Annotated in this window: 12 protein-coding genes; 7 read left to right on the top strand and 5 right to left on the bottom strand. The window is 64.0% G+C overall.

Features of this window, described 5'->3' with window-relative positions; genetic code table 11:
• Positions 1 to 57: 57 nt before the first annotated feature.
• Entirely contained in the window at positions 58 to 1,335 is a 1,278-nt protein-coding gene (locus tag AXW84_RS06450; protein WP_068230259.1) for a dihydroorotase, read from the top strand.
• 444 nt (positions 1,336 to 1,779) lie between these two features.
• Here AXW84_RS06450 and AXW84_RS06445 read toward each other — a convergent pair whose 3' ends face one another.
• On the bottom strand, positions 1,780 to 4,077 hold the full coding sequence (locus tag AXW84_RS06445) for a GH92 family glycosyl hydrolase (protein WP_068230256.1): 2,298 nt from the start codon (positions 4,075 to 4,077) through the stop codon (positions 1,780 to 1,782).
• Positions 4,078 to 4,365: 288 nt separating this feature from the next.
• Here AXW84_RS06445 and AXW84_RS06440 point away from each other — a divergent pair, with 288 nt between their 5' ends.
• Positions 4,366 to 4,614, top strand: coding sequence for a hypothetical protein (locus AXW84_RS06440; RefSeq protein ID WP_068230253.1), 249 nt, complete (start codon positions 4,366 to 4,368; stop codon positions 4,612 to 4,614).
• A gap of 89 nt (positions 4,615 to 4,703) precedes the next feature.
• On the opposite strand, the gene AXW84_RS06435 is transcribed toward AXW84_RS06440, so the two are convergent.
• A complete protein-coding gene (locus AXW84_RS06435) occupies positions 4,704 to 5,432 on the bottom strand; it encodes a TIGR02117 family protein (protein ID WP_068230249.1) in 729 nt (242 codons plus the stop codon).
• An 87-nt stretch (positions 5,433 to 5,519) separates the two neighbouring features.
• Here AXW84_RS06435 and AXW84_RS06430 point away from each other — a divergent pair, with 87 nt between their 5' ends.
• Positions 5,520 to 5,942, top strand: coding sequence for a hypothetical protein (locus AXW84_RS06430; protein ID WP_204248427.1), 423 nt, complete (start codon positions 5,520 to 5,522; stop codon positions 5,940 to 5,942).
• Between the two features lie 78 nt (positions 5,943 to 6,020).
• On the opposite strand, the gene yiaA is transcribed toward AXW84_RS06430, so the two are convergent.
• On the bottom strand, positions 6,021 to 6,428 hold the full coding sequence (gene yiaA, locus AXW84_RS06425; protein WP_068230246.1) for an inner membrane protein YiaA: 408 nt from the start codon (positions 6,426 to 6,428) through the stop codon (positions 6,021 to 6,023).
• Between the two features lie 124 nt (positions 6,429 to 6,552).
• Between yiaA and AXW84_RS06420 the strand changes: the two genes are divergently transcribed.
• Together AXW84_RS06420 and AXW84_RS06415 are read left to right on the top strand one after the other, a co-directional pair.
• Positions 6,553 to 7,311: a glycosyltransferase family 2 protein gene (locus tag AXW84_RS06420; RefSeq protein ID WP_068230243.1), complete on the top strand. Its 759-nt coding sequence runs from the start codon at positions 6,553 to 6,555 to the stop codon at positions 7,309 to 7,311.
• A 289-nt stretch (positions 7,312 to 7,600) separates the two neighbouring features.
• Positions 7,601 to 8,821 carry an acyltransferase family protein gene (locus AXW84_RS06415; RefSeq protein ID WP_068230240.1) on the top strand — a complete coding sequence of 407 codons (1,221 nt, stop codon included), beginning with the start codon at positions 7,601 to 7,603 and terminating at the stop codon, positions 8,819 to 8,821.
• A gap of 87 nt (positions 8,822 to 8,908) precedes the next feature.
• Here the strand turns inward: AXW84_RS06415 and AXW84_RS06410 are convergent, their stop codons facing one another.
• Complete coding sequence (locus AXW84_RS06410) at positions 8,909 to 11,200, bottom strand: aconitate hydratase (protein ID WP_068230236.1); 2,292 nt, start codon at positions 11,198 to 11,200, stop codon at positions 8,909 to 8,911.
• Between the two features lie 159 nt (positions 11,201 to 11,359).
• Between AXW84_RS06410 and AXW84_RS06405 the strand changes: the two genes are divergently transcribed.
• Both AXW84_RS06405 and AXW84_RS06400 read left to right on the top strand, forming a co-directional pair.
• Positions 11,360 to 12,676, top strand: a complete 1,317-nt coding sequence (locus tag AXW84_RS06405; protein WP_068238989.1) for a TlpA disulfide reductase family protein — start codon at positions 11,360 to 11,362, stop codon at positions 12,674 to 12,676.
• Between the two features lie 115 nt (positions 12,677 to 12,791).
• Positions 12,792 to 13,646, top strand: coding sequence for a universal stress protein (locus tag AXW84_RS06400; RefSeq protein ID WP_068230233.1), 855 nt, complete (start codon positions 12,792 to 12,794; stop codon positions 13,644 to 13,646).
• On the opposite strand, the gene AXW84_RS06395 is transcribed toward AXW84_RS06400, so the two are convergent.
• Entirely contained in the window at positions 13,643 to 15,076 is a 1,434-nt protein-coding gene (locus AXW84_RS06395; protein ID WP_068230230.1) for a cytochrome P450, read from the bottom strand. The genes AXW84_RS06400 and AXW84_RS06395 overlap by 4 nt on opposite strands.
• Positions 15,077 to 15,090 lie beyond the last annotated feature (14 nt).

The following is a 15,090-nucleotide window of genomic DNA, read 5'->3' as shown; positions in this document are numbered from 1 at the left end:
TCCGCTCTTTAATTTACATCTTCCATAACCCTTGCGGCTTACAGAAATTACCAACTCATGCTTCTCCTTCAAAACGCCCGCATCGCCTCTGAAAATTCCCCCGTGCTTCTTGAGGCCGATGTCCTGATTGTCGAAGGGAAAATTCAGGACATCGGCCCCAACCTGGCCATTCCCGAGGGCGCCCGGGTCATCGACGCGCGCGGCCGGGTGCTGATGCCCGGCATGTTTGATGCCCACGTCCATTTCCGCGCCCCAGGGTTTGAGAACAAGGAAACCATCACCACGGGCAGCGAAGCGGCCATCAACGGCGGCATTACCGGCGTGGTGATGATGCCCAACACCCGCCCGGCCCTCGACTCGGCAACCGCGGTGGCCACCGTGCTGGAAAATGCCAAGCTCCGGTCCCGCATTCCGGTGTACACCTCCGGCTGCGTCACCAAAAACCGCGAGGGCAAGGAGCTGGCCGAAATCGAAGGCATGCGCGAGCTCGGGGTAAAAATGCTCACCGACGACGGGGACACCACCAACGACCCGGCGGTGCTGCTGCGGGCGATGCAGTACGCCACCGAGTTTGGGATGTTTTTTGCCAGCCACTGCGAGGTGCCGGAGCTGGCCGGGCCGCGCGCCCTGAACGAAGGGGTGATGAGCTACCGGCTCGGCATCAAGGGCTCGCCGGCGTGCGCGGAGGAAATCATCATCGACCGCGACATTCGCCTGGCCCGGGCGGCGGGCGCGCACGTGCACATCCAGCACGTTTCCAGCAAGCTCGGCATGGAAACCATCCGCTGGTGGAAATCCCGCGGCGATGTGAAGGTGACGGCGGAAGTGGCCCCGCACCACCTGATGTTCACCGACGAGCACATCGGCGACTACGACACGAACTATAAAATGAACCCGCCGCTGCGGACGCAGGCGGATTGTGATGCCCTGCTCGAAGGGCTCGTTGAAGGCGTATTCGACCTCATTGCCACGGACCATGCGCCGCACACGCCGTTCGAAAAAGCCCAGGATTTCCTTAGCGCGCCCAATGGCATCACCGGCTTGGATACGGCCCTTGTCTCGCTCTACCACCACTTCGTTGAGCCCAAAAAGTTCGGGTGGGACCTGGTAGTGAAGCGCTACTCGGCAGAGCCACGCCGCCTGATGGGCCTGCCGGTAGCTGCCGTCGAAGTGGGCCAACAAGCCGAGTGCCTCTTGTTCGATACCGAAGCGGAAACGACCTTCACGCGGGAATTCATGAAATCTAAATCCCAGAATACGCCCTTCCTCGACCAGACGTTGAAAGGCCGGGTAGACTTGGTGATTCTAGGGACGGAAATTCTGCTTGAGCGCTAACCGTTCGTTGCGCTGGGCCCTGAATTGTTCAGAATTCGCCTCGAATTTCGGGATACTGCTTTTGCAGTAGACTCTTCTACAAAGCCCACCATGGGTACGAGGGTAGCCTATTAAAAATGAACGGTTTGCGGCTGTAAACCAACACCACAAGGTGCGCTTTTCAGCGGCCCGGGAAGCCCGCTAACTGTCCTTTTTTAATTATTCATCGTCTTAACTTATTTAAGTATTTAGTCAAGAGTAAACGATTAGTAAGGCGGTCGTGCTCATCTGTTGTCCGCGCAGCCGAAGCATCTCTACTGCGGCCGTAATCAGTGATTAGCCAGCGGGAGAGATGCTTCGGCTGCGCGGACGATAGATGAGCACGACCCCCCTTTTTATTTTAAGAACCTTGGCTAGGCCAATTGTCCTCACGCCCTAAATTAATTGACCAACACAAGAAAAATTTCATTTCTTCTTCGGTTTACTTCCCATCACAAATGCCAGCTCTCCGCCGCCCATCACCTCCGCCACGGGCAGAAACGGGCGTGTTAGCAGCTTGCCGTTGAGGCGGGCGGACTGGACGTAGACGTTTTTGGGGCCCTGGTTTTTGACGGTGACGGTGAAGGTTTTGCCGTTTTCGAGGCGGAGCACGGCGCCTTGCACGGCGGGGCTGCCCAGGGCGTACTCGCCCGAGGCGGGGGCCACGGGGTAGAAGCCCAGGGCGCTGAAGATGTACCAGGCGCTCATCTGGCCGCAGTCGTCGTTGCCGCCCAGGCCGTCGGGCGTGGGGTGGTACATCTTGGGCAGGATCATGCGCACGCGGGCCTGGGTTTTCCAGGGCTGGTCGGTCCAGTTGTAGAGGTAGGCCACGTGGTGGGCGGGCTCGTTGCCGTGCACGTAGTTGCCGATGATGCCGTCGCGGGTGATGTCCTCGGTTTCGGCGAAGAACTTGTCGGGCAGGCTCATCGTAAAGAGCGAATCGAGGTGCGGCACGAAGCGGGCGTTGCCGCCCATTTTGGCAATCAGGCCGGCGGGGTCGTGGGGCACGGCGAGGCTGTAGTTCCAGGCGTTGCCCTCGATGAAGCCCTGGCCGTTGGTGCTCAGCACGTCGAACTTGGCCCGGAACGTGCCGTCGGCCGCGCGGGGCCGCATGTAGCCGATGCGGGCGTCGTACACGTTTTGCCAGTTGCCGGCCCGCTTGCTGAACTCCTGGTAGAGGTCGGCGTGGCCCAGCTTCTGGGCCAGCTGGGCAATGCACCAGTCGTCGAGGGCGTACTCGAGGGTGGTGGACACGGAGGTGCCGCTGCGGCCGTCGGGCACGTAGCCGCGGTCCAGGTAGTCGCCCAGCCCGTCGAACCAGCGGTGGCGGGCGGTGGCCACGCAGGCGGCCAGGGCCCGCTCGGCCTGCGCGGCCGGCACGGTGCCGGTGAGCACGGCGTCGGCCAGCACGGTGGTGCTGTGGTAGCCGCTCATGCACCAGTTTTCGTTGGCGTAGTGGCTCCACACGGGCAGCATGTGCTCGGCGCTCTGGTCGTAGTGGGCCAGCATGGACTGCACCATGTCGGCGTTGCGCTTGGGCTGAATCAGGTTAAACAGCGGGTGCAGGGCCCTAAACGTGTCCCAGAGCGAGAACGTGGTGTAGTTGGTGAAGCCTTCCGCCTGATGGTTGTTCTGGTCGAGGCCGCGGTACTGGCCGTCCACGTCCTGGTAGATGGTGGGGCTGAGGCAGGCGTGGTACATGGCCGTGTAGAAGTTGTCCTTGTCCACCTTGGGGCCCTGGATTTCGACCTTGCCCAGCTCCTGCTGCCACAAGGCCTGGCCCTGGCGGTGCAGGGCGTCGAAGTTCCAGCCCGGGGCCTCGGCGCGCAGGTTGCGCAGGGCCCCGGCGGTGCTGGTGGAGGACAGCGCCATTTTCAGCAGCACCTGCTCGCCGGCCCGGGTGGCGAAGTCGAAGTGCAGGCGCAACTGGTGGCCGGCCAGGTCGGGCCAGTCGTGCACCTGGTCGAAGCGGCCCCAGAAGCCGCGGTAGGGTTCCTTTTGGTCGTAGTTGCGGCTGCCGTAGTGGGCGAAGGGCTTCGAAAACGCCAGCGCGAAGTACTCGGTGCGGGTGCGGCCCCAGCCGTTGGTTTGGCGGTAGCCGGTCACCAGCGAGTCGTTTTCCACGCGCACAAACGTCCACACGTTTTTGCCCGGGTAGTTGTAAATCCCGGCCATCAAGTCGAGCACAATGTGCGCGTCGGCGGCCTGCGGAAACGTGTAGCGGTGCACGCCCACCCGGGCCGTGGCCGTAAGCTCGGCCAGCACGCCGGGGTCGTCGAGCTTCACGCGGTAGTAGGCCGGCTCGGCCACCTCGGTTTTGTGCGCGTAGCGCGAGCGGTAGCCGCTGCCGGGCCGGTCGGCGGTGCCGGGGTTAAGGCGCAGGGGCCCCACGGTGGGCATCACCAGGAAGTCGCCGAGGTCGGAGTGGCCCGTGCCGCTGAAGTGCGTGTGGCTGAAGCCCACGATGGTGGGGTCGTCGTACTGGTAGCCGGCGCAGTAGCGGTACACGTCGGGGTTGTACTTGCCCTCGGGCGTGGCGTAGGCCACCGTGTCGGTGTCGGGGCTGAGCTGCACCATGCCGAAGGGCACCGTGGCGCCGGGGAAGGTGTGGCCCATTTTGGCGGTGCCCACCAGCGGGTGGGCGTACTGCACAAGGTTGGCGGGGCCCTGGGCGCGGGCGGCGCCGGCCAGGCCCAGCAGCAGGGCCAAGGTTGCGGTTTTCATGCCGGCAAAGAAAGGCACCGGGGCCCCACGCGGGCCGCCGATGGGGCCCGGGCCCCCTTTTGCGGGCGGTGGCCAACGCCTGCTTAGCAACTATTAATGTTAGCAAACAGCCGGTTTATCAGCAATTAAATTCAGGCCCTCGATTGCGTCTTTTTGCGCATAATGGGGCATAAACTATTTTTAATGAGATTTTAATCTAAACCTCATAACAATTTCCTACCATTGTCGGTGCAGTAAAAAATACTGCCAATATTTTTAGTGCATCACAATTATTTCGTATCTTTGGGTATGTCCAACGTTAAGCTCCCGACCCCCGCTCCCGTGCAGCTTTTCGCTCGCTGCGTGAACGCCGAACACCGCCCCGCCGACTACATCGGCGACTGGCCCGCCGCCGGCCGTGTGTACCCCGTGCGGGTGCTGCCCCATGTGCGCACCGGCGCGCCCCAGGTGCACGTGCTGGGCTTCCACGCCGAGCGGCCCTACGGCGCCTTTGCCCCCCACCGCTTCGAGCAGGTGGCCGAACTCTGGCTCAACTAACCCTTTTCATCGCCCGCAGCCAAGCTGCGAAAAGCCCCGACGGCTCCTGGCCCGCGGGGCTTTTTCATGCCCGGTAGGGCCCCGGGGCCCTATTCGGCGGTGCCCTCGGGCGGCTTGCCGCTTTGGCCGTACTGGTAGAAGATGCCCGCCTCGAAGGGCGTCCAGAGGCTGGCTTTCTGGCCGGCCACTTTCAGGGCGTTGTTGGTCCAGGTGTTGCAGGTGCGCAGGATGCTGTAGGTGCCGTGGGCCTCGTAAAAGGCGTCGTCGGGGCCGTAGCTGTGGCCTGGAATCCAGCGCACGTTGCCGGCCGCGTCGTGCTGGAAGCTGGCCTGGATGTAGGCAATGAGCCGGGCGTACTCGGCGCGGCTCAGGTGCAGCGGCACGCAGGCCGGCGAGGGCGCCAGGTCGGCGGCGCGGTAGAAGGTAGCGTGCATGGCCGTGGTGCTCAGCCAGAAACCCGCCCGGATGGCCGTGCTGGGCTTGAGTTCGGCCCAGGTGGGCGTGTCCATGTAAAAGCCCTTGTCGCCCCACCCGATGCCCACGTAGTCGAACGACGGGTCGTTGGCCTGGGTGTGGGCGTAGGGCAGTTGCTGCGTCCAGTCGAACTGGTCGGTGCGCACGGGCAGCACCAGGTCGGAGTGCACGCCGTTGGTGCGGATGAAGACGGGCACGTCGGCCGGGGCCCCGGGGTCGGCCTTGGCCACCGGAATGCGTTCGAGCACCAGCGCCGTGCCCATGTACAGGGCCACGGCGCCCACCACCGCCCCCACCGCGTAGCCGGTAATTTTCAGGGTTTTGCGGAGAAAAGCGGCCATCATACGGTGGGGTTTAGGGCTGCAAGTACGGCACGGCGGCCATAGAAATAACGCGCCAGGGGCCCCTACCTTTGGTTTTTAGCCGCGCCCATGCCCGCTCCTCAAGCCCCCGCCGACGAAGAAATCTACCAAATCCCGGCCGCGTACCGGAAGATGGAAAACACCCACATCCTGTTCTGGCTCGTCAAGGACATCAGCTGGTGCATGATCTGGAAAACGCTGGGCCTGCTGATGGTGGCCCCCACCCTGGGCATTGCCATTGTCATCGCCTGGCGCACCCGGGCCTACAAGTCAGAGCTGGCCCACAACCTAGCCATCGTGTTCTGGATCACGGCCAACTCGTACTGGATGGCCAGCGAATTCTTCCACTTCGACACGGTGGTGGTAGCCCCGGGCGTCACCGGTAAGCACCTGGCGCTGGTGCCGTTCTTCATCGGGCTCGGCATTTTGCTCTACTACTACCTCGTGCAAAAGCCCCGCGAGGCGCGGGAATCGCAGGTGGCTACCCTGTAACTAAACAGCCGATTGAGTCAAATAAGGCCGTCATGCTCATCTGGCGTCCTAATATCGTTACAAACAACTGATAGCTGCTCAATTGGGGCCCTGCGCGGTGGGCCGCTGGGCGTCGCGCGTGTTTTTCTGCACGGCGATGGCGGCGAAGAGCGCCAGCAGAAACGACATGCCGTAGAAGCCTTTCTCGCTGAGCGCCAGCGTGGCATTCCACAGGCCCACTACCAGCAGCCCGATGGCCAGCACGGTGGAAAACCAACTCAGGCCGTAGTAAATGTTGGTGACGGGGATGCCTTCGAGGCGGTCGCGCACGCTCTTTTGCAGCGAAATGGCCGAAAACAACCCGTACATGAGGATGGTGAAGTAGTAGCCCTTCTCGTTCAGGGGCATCGCGGCGTTAAACAAGCCCACCATGAAGGCGCCCATGCCCGCCACCAGGGCAAGCCAGGAAGCACCGATGAAAGCTGGCGACGGTTGTTGGGGCGTCATGGCGGCAAGAGGAAAGGGGTGAGCAGCGAATGAAGCGGCAAGTAAGGTAGGAACGGCGCATTTCCGAGGCTTTGGGGCCCCTGGGTGCAACCTTATTAGCGCGCCGGCCGAACAAGTGCCAACTATGCACTTTTCCGTCATCACCCCCACCCACGACCGTAGCGCGCTGCTGCCCGAGGCCGTGGCCAGCGTCCGGGCCACCACCGGCACCCCGCTCGATTTCTCCTTTGACCACTTCGTGTTCGATAACGGCTCGCACGACGACACCGCCGCCTACCTGCGCACCGCCGCTGCCCAGCCGGGGCCCCCGCTGCGCCACTGGCACCACGGCACCCCCCAAACCGTAGGTCGCGCCCGCAACCTGGCCATCCGCGAGGCTGCCCCCGATGCCTGGCTCGTGCCGCTCGACGACGACGACCTGCTCCTCCAGCGCGCCCTCTACCATTACGGGGCCCAAATCGAAGCTAACCCCGGCCGCCCGTGGCTAGTGGCCGATTTCCTGCGCGTGGACGAAAACCTGCGCTACCTGCCGGGCGAGGACTACTACGCCTGGCAGTTCGACACCCCCGCGGCCATGCTCCAGGCCATTTTCCGGGCCGAGCATTTCCTGCAAGGCAACGTGTGCTACAGCCACGCCCTCATCGACGAAGTGGGCGGCTACGACGAGGAATTGAAAATGGCCGAAGACCTGGATTTGTACGTCCGCTTCCTGCTGGCCGGGCACCTGCCCGTGGTGTGCCCGCACTTCAGCCACCTGCACCGCTTCCACGCCCGCAACGTGAGCACCGGCGTGGACGCCGCTAAGCACAACGCCGACCTACAGGTGATTTACCAGAAGTACGCCGCGCAACTGGGGGCCCTGGGCATCGCCGCGCCGGGCTAGTGCGCAACTCTTACCAGGCTGGCCTCGCGGCTGCGATGCGTAGACTACTCTTAGCAGCTGTTTAGGAAGTCGCCGAAAATTAATATGAATATCAGAATGCTACGCTTGCCAAAGCATGACGCTCCAGGGATTTCTGAAATAGGTTCCCAATGACTATCAGCTACAACCGTGCGGAAACGAATTACTTTTCGCCCGCGAGCCGCATCTTTTAAAATTATGTTTTTAGGTTAGGGTTTGCAAGGTATTCATTGCTTGGAAGGGCTTGTCCGTCCCGCTTCCTTCGCCCCTTATGCTTACTCCCTCCTCCGGTACGGCCCCCCTCACGGCGGCCCCGTACCGTGTGCACGCCCTCGACGCCACCCGTGGCTTTGCGTTGCTCATTGGCATCGTTTACCACGGCCTGGAGTCGCTGGTGGCCAATAAAATATATGGCCCGGCCCAGGATACCCAAAGCAGCCTGCTGCTGGAGGCGGCCTACTATGTATTCCATATTTTCAGAATGCAGGTGTTTTTTCTGATGGCCGGCTATTTTGCCCACCTGCTCTACCACCGCCAGGGCCTCCGTGGGTTCGTGGCCAACCGAGTGCAACGCCTGGGGCTGCCCCTCCTCATTTTTTGGCCCCTTGACTATGTGCTAGTGGCCGCACTGTGGGTGTGGAGCATCCAGCACTCCAGCGGCCTGCCCTTGCGGCAAGCTTTTGCCAAGCTGCCAGCGGTGTACCGGTTGGTGCAGGGCGTGCCGCTGATGCACCTCTGGTTTCTCTACTACCTGCTCCTGTTCTGCGCGTGTGTGGCCGTTGTTCGCCCCGCTGCCAACCGCTGGCCCGGCGCCCTGCACCAGGCGCGCACCTTGGCCGACCAGGCCCTGGCCTCGGCGCTGGCGCATTGGTGGGGCAGTCTGGCCCTGGCCGTGCTGGCCGTTCCTCCCATGCTGGCCATGACGGACGGGCTAGGGGTCGACACCCCAGAATCGAGCCTATGGCCCCGTTGGGCCCCTTTTGCGCTGTACTTTCTATACTTTGCCTTGGGCTGGCTGCTGCACCGCCAAGCTCACCTGCTGAACGCCTTGCGTCAGTTCAGGGTGGTGAACTTGGTTTCCAGCGGCCTGCTGATCGGCCTGCTTTTCGGCTTGAAAATCCTGGGCCACCGGCTTGATGCCACCACCGCAAGCCGGTTGCCCGCCGCAATTAATTTCGTCTACGCCTTTGCGTCGACGACGACGGTTTGTGCCTTTGTAGGGTACATGCTGGCGTATTTCTCCGCGCCCCACCCCGTCGTGCGTTACCTGTCCGATGCAGCCTACTGGGGGTACCTAATTCACCTGCCCATCATCATCTTTTTTCAACTGCTCGTTGCGCCCTACGGCTGGCACTGGCCGATTAAGCTGCTTCTCATCCTGGGCCCCACGTTCATCATTCTGCTGCTGACCTATCACTTCTGCGTACGCCACACCCGGCTCGGCTTGCTACTCAACGGCCGCATTTATGCGCCCCGCGGGGCCACCGCCTAAAGCCGCCACTTGCAACGCGGCACCAAATGCAACGGCCGCCCCAGAAGCTGGGGCGGCCGTTGCGGTAAAACTGCTGGCGTGGGCCGCTTATTTCTGCGAGAGCTGGGCTTCGCCGCTTTCTTTCTGGCGAATCAGGTTCAGGGCCGAGCCGGCTTTGAACCAAGCGATTTGGCCCTCGTTGTAGGTGTGGTTGAGGGTGATGAGGTCCGTGTCGCCGTCGTCGTGGCGCAGGCGCGCTTGCAGGGGCTGGCCGGGCTGGAAGCTCGTCAGGCCGAGGATGTCGATGAGGTCGCCTTCCTGAATCAGATCGTAGTCGGCCTTGTTGGCGAAGGTGAGGCCGAGCATGCCCTGCTTCTTCAGGTTGGTTTCGTGGATGCGGGCAAAGCTCTTCACAATCACGGCGCGCACGCCGAGGTGGCGGGGTTCCATGGCGGCGTGCTCGCGCGAGCTGCCTTCGCCGTAGTTCTCGTCGCCGATGACCACCGTGCCGATTTTCATGCTTTTGTAGGCGCGGGCCGACTGCGGCACCGTGGCGTAGCCGTCGCCCTGCACTGCGAAGTTGCGCACCGAGTTGGTTTCGTCGTTGAAGGCGTTGGTGGCCCCGATGAGCATGTTGTTGGAGATGTTATCCAAGTGGCCGCGGTATTTCAGCCAGGGCCCTGCCATCGAAATGTGGTCGGTGGTGCACTTGCCCTTGGCCTTGATGAGCACGCGCAGGCTGGTCAGGTCGGTGCCTTCCCAGGGCTTGAATTGCTCCAGCAATTCGAGGCGGTCAGAAGCCGGGTTTACAATAACCTGCACGCCCGAGCCGTCAGCGGCAGGGGCCTGGAAGCCGGCGTCCTCCACGGCAAAGCCGCGGGGAGGCATCTCTACGCCCACCGGCTCGTCGAGTTTCACGGGGCCGTTGGTGCCGGGCAGCGTGTCGGTGAGGGGGTTGAAGGTCAAGTCGCCGGCAATGGCGAAGGCCGTCACGATTTCGGGCGAGGCCACGAAGGCGTGGGTGTTGGGGTTGCCGTCGTTGCGCTTGGCGAAGTTGCGGTTGAAGCTCGTGATGATGGAGTTCTTGCGCTTGGGGTCGTCGGTGTGGCGGGCCCACTGCCCGATGCACGGGCCGCAGGCGTTGGCCAGCACCACGCCGCCCATCTCGGCAAACGTGTCGAGCAGACCGTCGCGGGCCACGGTGTAGCGCACCAGCTCCGAGCCGGGCGTGATGGTGAACTCGGCGGCCACGTGCAGGCCCTTGCTCACGGCCTGCGCGGCGATGGAGGCGGCGCGGGTGATGTCCTCGTAGCTCGAGTTGGTGCACGAGCCGATGAGGCCCACTTCCAGCTTCTCGGGCCAGCCGTGCTGTTTCACGGCGGCGGCAAACTCCGAGATGGGCCAGGCGGCGTCCGGCGTGAAGGGGCCGTTTACGTAGGGCTCCAGGGTGTTCAAGTCGATTTCGATGAGCTGGTCGTAGAACTTGCCCGGGTCGTTGTATACCTCGTCGTCGGCGCGCAGGTGGGCCCCCACGGCGGCGGCGGCTTCGGCAATTTCGGCGCGGCCGGTGCCGCGCAGGTAGTCGCCCATCTTCTCGTCGTAGCCAAACACCGAGGTGGTGGCCCCAATTTCCGCGCCCATGTTGCAAATGGTGCCTTTGCCGGTGCAGCTCAGGCTTTCCGCGCCTTCGCCGAAGTACTCGACGATGGCGCCGGTGCCGCCCTTCACGGTGAGGATGCCGGCCACTTTCAGAATCACGTCTTTGGCCGAAGTCCAGCCGCTCATCTTACCGGTCAGCTTCACGCCGATAACCTTGGGAAACTTCAATTCCCAGGCCATGCCGGCCATCACGTCCACGGCGTCGGCGCCGCCCACGCCGATGGCCACCATACCCAGGCCCCCGGCGTTGGGGGTGTGCGAGTCGGTGCCGATCATCATGCCGCCGGGGAAGGCGTAGTTTTCGAGCACCACCTGGTGGATGATGCCGGCGCCGGGCTTCCAGAAGCCGATGCCGTACTTATTGGAAACCGAGGCCAGGAAGTCGTAGACTTCCTTGTTTTCGGTGTTGGCTTCGGCCAAGTCCTCGGTGGCGCCGTCTTTGGCCTGGATGAGGTGGTCGCAGTGCACGGTGCTGGGCACGGCGGCGGTGGGCTTGCCGGCCTGCATAAACTGGAGCAGCGCCATCTGGGCAGTGGCGTCCTGCATGGCCACGCGGTCGGGGGCAAAATCAACGTAGGAAACGCCACGCTCGTACGCCTGCTTCACGTCGCCCCCGTAAAGGTGGGCGTAAAGAATTTTCTCGGTGAGGGTGAGCGGGCGGCCCACGGCGGCGCGGGCCGCCTCGATGCGGGCCCCCATGCCGGCGTACACGCCGCGAATCATTTCCAGGTCAAAAGCCATAGGACGGTATATAAAGAGTGGTTGTGCAAATGTAGCATACCCGTTAGGTAACGCCTAATCCGGCCGATGGGCGTTATTTCGCCACGGGGCCGGGTCTTTTAACTTACTTGGGCCGGGCCGGGTTGTGTGGGCTTCGGGTTTGTTTTTTTAATCGTCATCATGAAAAATATCGTGCCCGCCCTGCTAGCCGGGGCCGTGCTCAGCCTGGCGGGCTGCCAGGGAAATTCCACCAAGACCGAAACCACTGGCACCGCCGCGTCGGCCGCCGCGCTGCTTACGCCGGGGCCCTGGCGCGGCGAGCTGGCCGTGCAGGGCCAGCAGCTGCCGTTCCTGTTCGAAGTGAAAACTGAAGCCGGCCAGCCGGTAGTATACCTCATCAACAAAGGCCTGAACGGCGAGGAGCGCCTGCGCTGCCCCGAAATCTCGGCCGCCGGCGATTCGGCCACCATCAAGCTCCACGTGTTCGACGCGGCGCTGGTGGTGCGAGCCGATGGCGCCGGCAAGCTGAGAGGCAACTGGGTGAAGTACGACGCCAAGGGGCCCTACCGCGTGCCGCTGGTGGCTACGGCGGGGGCCCAGGAGCTGTTTCCGGCCGCCCAATCGGCCGATAAGCCGGGTAGCTTTGACGGCACCTGGCGGGCTACTTTCGGCGAGGGCAAGGAGGGCTACCCGGCCACGGGGGTTTTCGCCCAGCAAGGCAACCGCCTGACGGGCACCTTCCTCACCACCACCGGCGACTACCGCTACCTCAGCGGCGTGGTGAGCGGGCAGCAGCTGCGCCTGAGCACCTTCGACGGCAGCCACGCCTTTTTATTCATTGCCCAAAACGGCCCCAAGGCCCCCGTCGACATCACCAAGGAGTACGCCCCCAACACCTTGTTCGGCGACTTCTACTCCGGCAAAACCGGCCACGAAACCTGGACGGCCACCCTCGACCCCAAGGCCAAATTGCCCGACGCCGACACGCTCACCTACCTCAGAAAGGGTGAAAGTCGGTTAAGCTTCAAGTTCCCGAGCGTCGTGCCGGGTGCCAGCATTTCGCCCACCGACGCCAAGTACCGCGGCAAGGTGGTGGTGGTGCAGGTGCTGGGCTCGTGGTGCCCCAACTGCATGGACGAGACCAACTTCCTGGCCCCGTGGTACGAGAAAAACAAGCAGCGTGGCGTCGAAATCATCGGCCTCGGCTACGAGCGGATGCCCGAGTACGAGAAGGCCGCGGCGCGCCTGCGCGTTATGAAAGCGCGGTTCAACATCGGCTACGACCTGGCCGTGGGCGGCGTATCGAACAAGGACTCGGTGGCCAAGTCCATGCCGCAGCTGGCCAAGTTTCTGGGTTTCCCCACCACCATTTTCATCGACAAGAAGGGCGCGGTGCGCAAGATACACACCGGCTTCAGCGGCCCCGGCACGGGCAAGTACTACACGGAGGAAACGGCGGCTTTCAACCAGGAAATCGACAAGCTGCTGAAGGAATAGGGCCCCGGCGGATGGGAGCTATGTTTGCAGCACTATATTACTAGTCAATCGGTAGCCGTTTGCAACGGTTGGTGATTGATTAGTAATTTTCTCCTCCACCCCACCCGTCCCGGTCATGAAAAACATCCTCGTTGCCACCGATTTTTCGCCCGAAGCGCACCATGCCTTCGGGGTCGCCGTGCAATTGGCCCAGCACACGGGCGGCCAGCTCACGCTGCTGCACGTGCTGGAAGACGCCGACGAGGCGGGGGGCGCCTTCAGCACCGTGGGCGGGCCGGTGAGCGGCCACAGCATCGACCAGATTTTCACCATCAAGCTGATGGAAGCCACCAAGCGCCGCATGCACGCGCTGCAAGCCGAGGCCGCGCAGCTGGCCCCCGGCGTGCCGGTGCAGGACGTGGTAGAAGTGGCGCGCGTGGGCGAGGGCATCCTGACGGCCATTCAGCGCTACGGCAACGACTTGGTGGTGGTGGGCGCGCGCGGCCACGGCGCTACGGAACACTTTTTCGTAAGCTCGACTACTGAACGCCTGATTCGGCTGGCCCCGTGCCCCGTGCTCACGGTGAAGCACCCGGAACCTGCCTTTAAGGTGCAGCAAATCGTGTTTCCGTCCGATTTTTTGGCCGATGCCGCCGGGGCCATTGAGGGCCTGCGCCGGGTGCTGGCCGTGTTTCCCGACGCGACGCTGCACTTGCTGCACGTGGCCGCGGGCGCCGACGACCACCTGGCCCAGCAGCAAATGCAGGACTTTGCCCGGCAGCACCAGCTTGCCCACGTCGTGGTGGCCGAGGTGGCCGCGAACCGCACCAGCGCGGGCATCGAGGAATACGCCCAGCGCGTGGCCGCCGACGTGGTGGTGATTCCGACCCACGTGCGCTCGGGCCTGAGCCACTTCCTGAACACCAGCATTGCCGAAACCGTGGCCACCCACGCCTTCCCCCCGGTGCTGACCTACCACTTCGCCAGCTAGCCAGCCGCCGCCCGGGGCCCCTCCCGCAGGCGCAGCCGCACCTGAAAATCGCCCCGCGGCCGCAGCGTGATGAGCGGCTGCTTAACCACCAGTGGCTGGCCGGCGGGCCACTCCACGTCGAAGGTGCGCAGCAGCTCCACGGCCACGAACTGCATTTCGGTGAGGGCAAATTGCAGGCCCACGCACAGGCGGGGGCCCCCACCGAAGGGCGCGTAGGCGAACGGCACGAGCGGACGCGGCGCATCGGGGGCGAAGCGGGCGGGGCGAAACTCGGCGGGCGCGTCCCAGTGCTGCGGGTCGCGGTGCAAGCCGTAGAGGTAGAGCGAAAACAGCGTGCCCTTCGGAATGCGCAGGCCCTGGTAATCGTCGTCGGCCAGGGCCACGCGGTCCACCATCCAGGCGGGCGGGTAGAGGCGCATGGTTTCCTGCACGGCCTGCAAAGCGCGTCCCAAGCGGGGCAAGTCGGCAAACGTGGGGGCCCTAGTGCCCAGCACCGCGGCGGTTTCGGCCTGAATGGCTTGGGCTTCCGCCGGGTGGTGGGCTAGCAGGTACAGCAGCCAGGTGAGGGCGTTGGCACTGGTTTCGTGGCCGGCCACGAGCAAGATCAGGGCTTCGTCGAGCACCCGGGCGGGGGCCATCGGCTCGCCGGTGTCCTCGTAGCGGGCGTCGAGCAGCATTTGCAGCAGGTCGTCGGGCGGGGCGGGGGCCCCGGGGGCGGCGCTGGCCGCCTGGCGCTGGGCAATGTAGCGGCCCAGCAGCGCCCGCAGCTCGGCCGTGAGGCGGTCGTGGTGGCGAAATTGGCCCCGCAGCCGCCGCCACCAGTTGAGGTAGGGCTGCCGGATGATGCGCACGTAAAACGCCTGAATCTCAGTGATAAGTTGGGCCAGGCGGTCCAGCTCGGCCTCGGCAAATCTGGTGCTGAACACCGAGCGGGCAATGATGCGGAACGTGAGCCGCGTGAGCAGCGCGTGGGCCGGCACGGCCACCGCCCCGCCGGCACGGGCCGCCGCCTGCGCCAGGGGCCCCAGCGTGTCGGCCACCACTTCCTGCATCAGCCCGGTGAGGCCCGCCACCCGCTGGCGGTGGAAGCCGGGCTGGATGAGCCGGCGCTGGCGCAGCCAGTCGGGGCCCTCGTTGGTGAGCAGGCCGTGGCCGATGTAGCGCGCAAACCCGAGCGTGAACTTCGATTTAGCGTAGTTGCGGTGGTTTTTCTGCAAAATGTGCTGCACCAGCCCGGGGTCGCGGGTGAGCACGCTGGGCTGCACCCCACCGATGTAGAGGCGCGCCGTGCTGCCGTAGTCGGCGTGCACCGCGTCGAGGGCCCCGATGGGGTCGGCCACCAGCCGCAGCGACCCGCGGATGGAGTGCCAGCGCGGCACCTGGGGCAAAGGCGCGTGCGGGGGCCGGGGGCCCAAAGTATCGTCAGCCATAGCGCATACCAGGC

Source organism: Hymenobacter sp. PAMC 26628 (genome assembly GCF_001562275.1).
Taxonomy (GTDB): Bacteria; Bacteroidota; Bacteroidia; order Cytophagales; family Hymenobacteraceae; genus Hymenobacter.
Note: the sequence above shows the minus strand (reverse complement) of the source record. Positions and strands in the feature narration are given on the sequence as shown.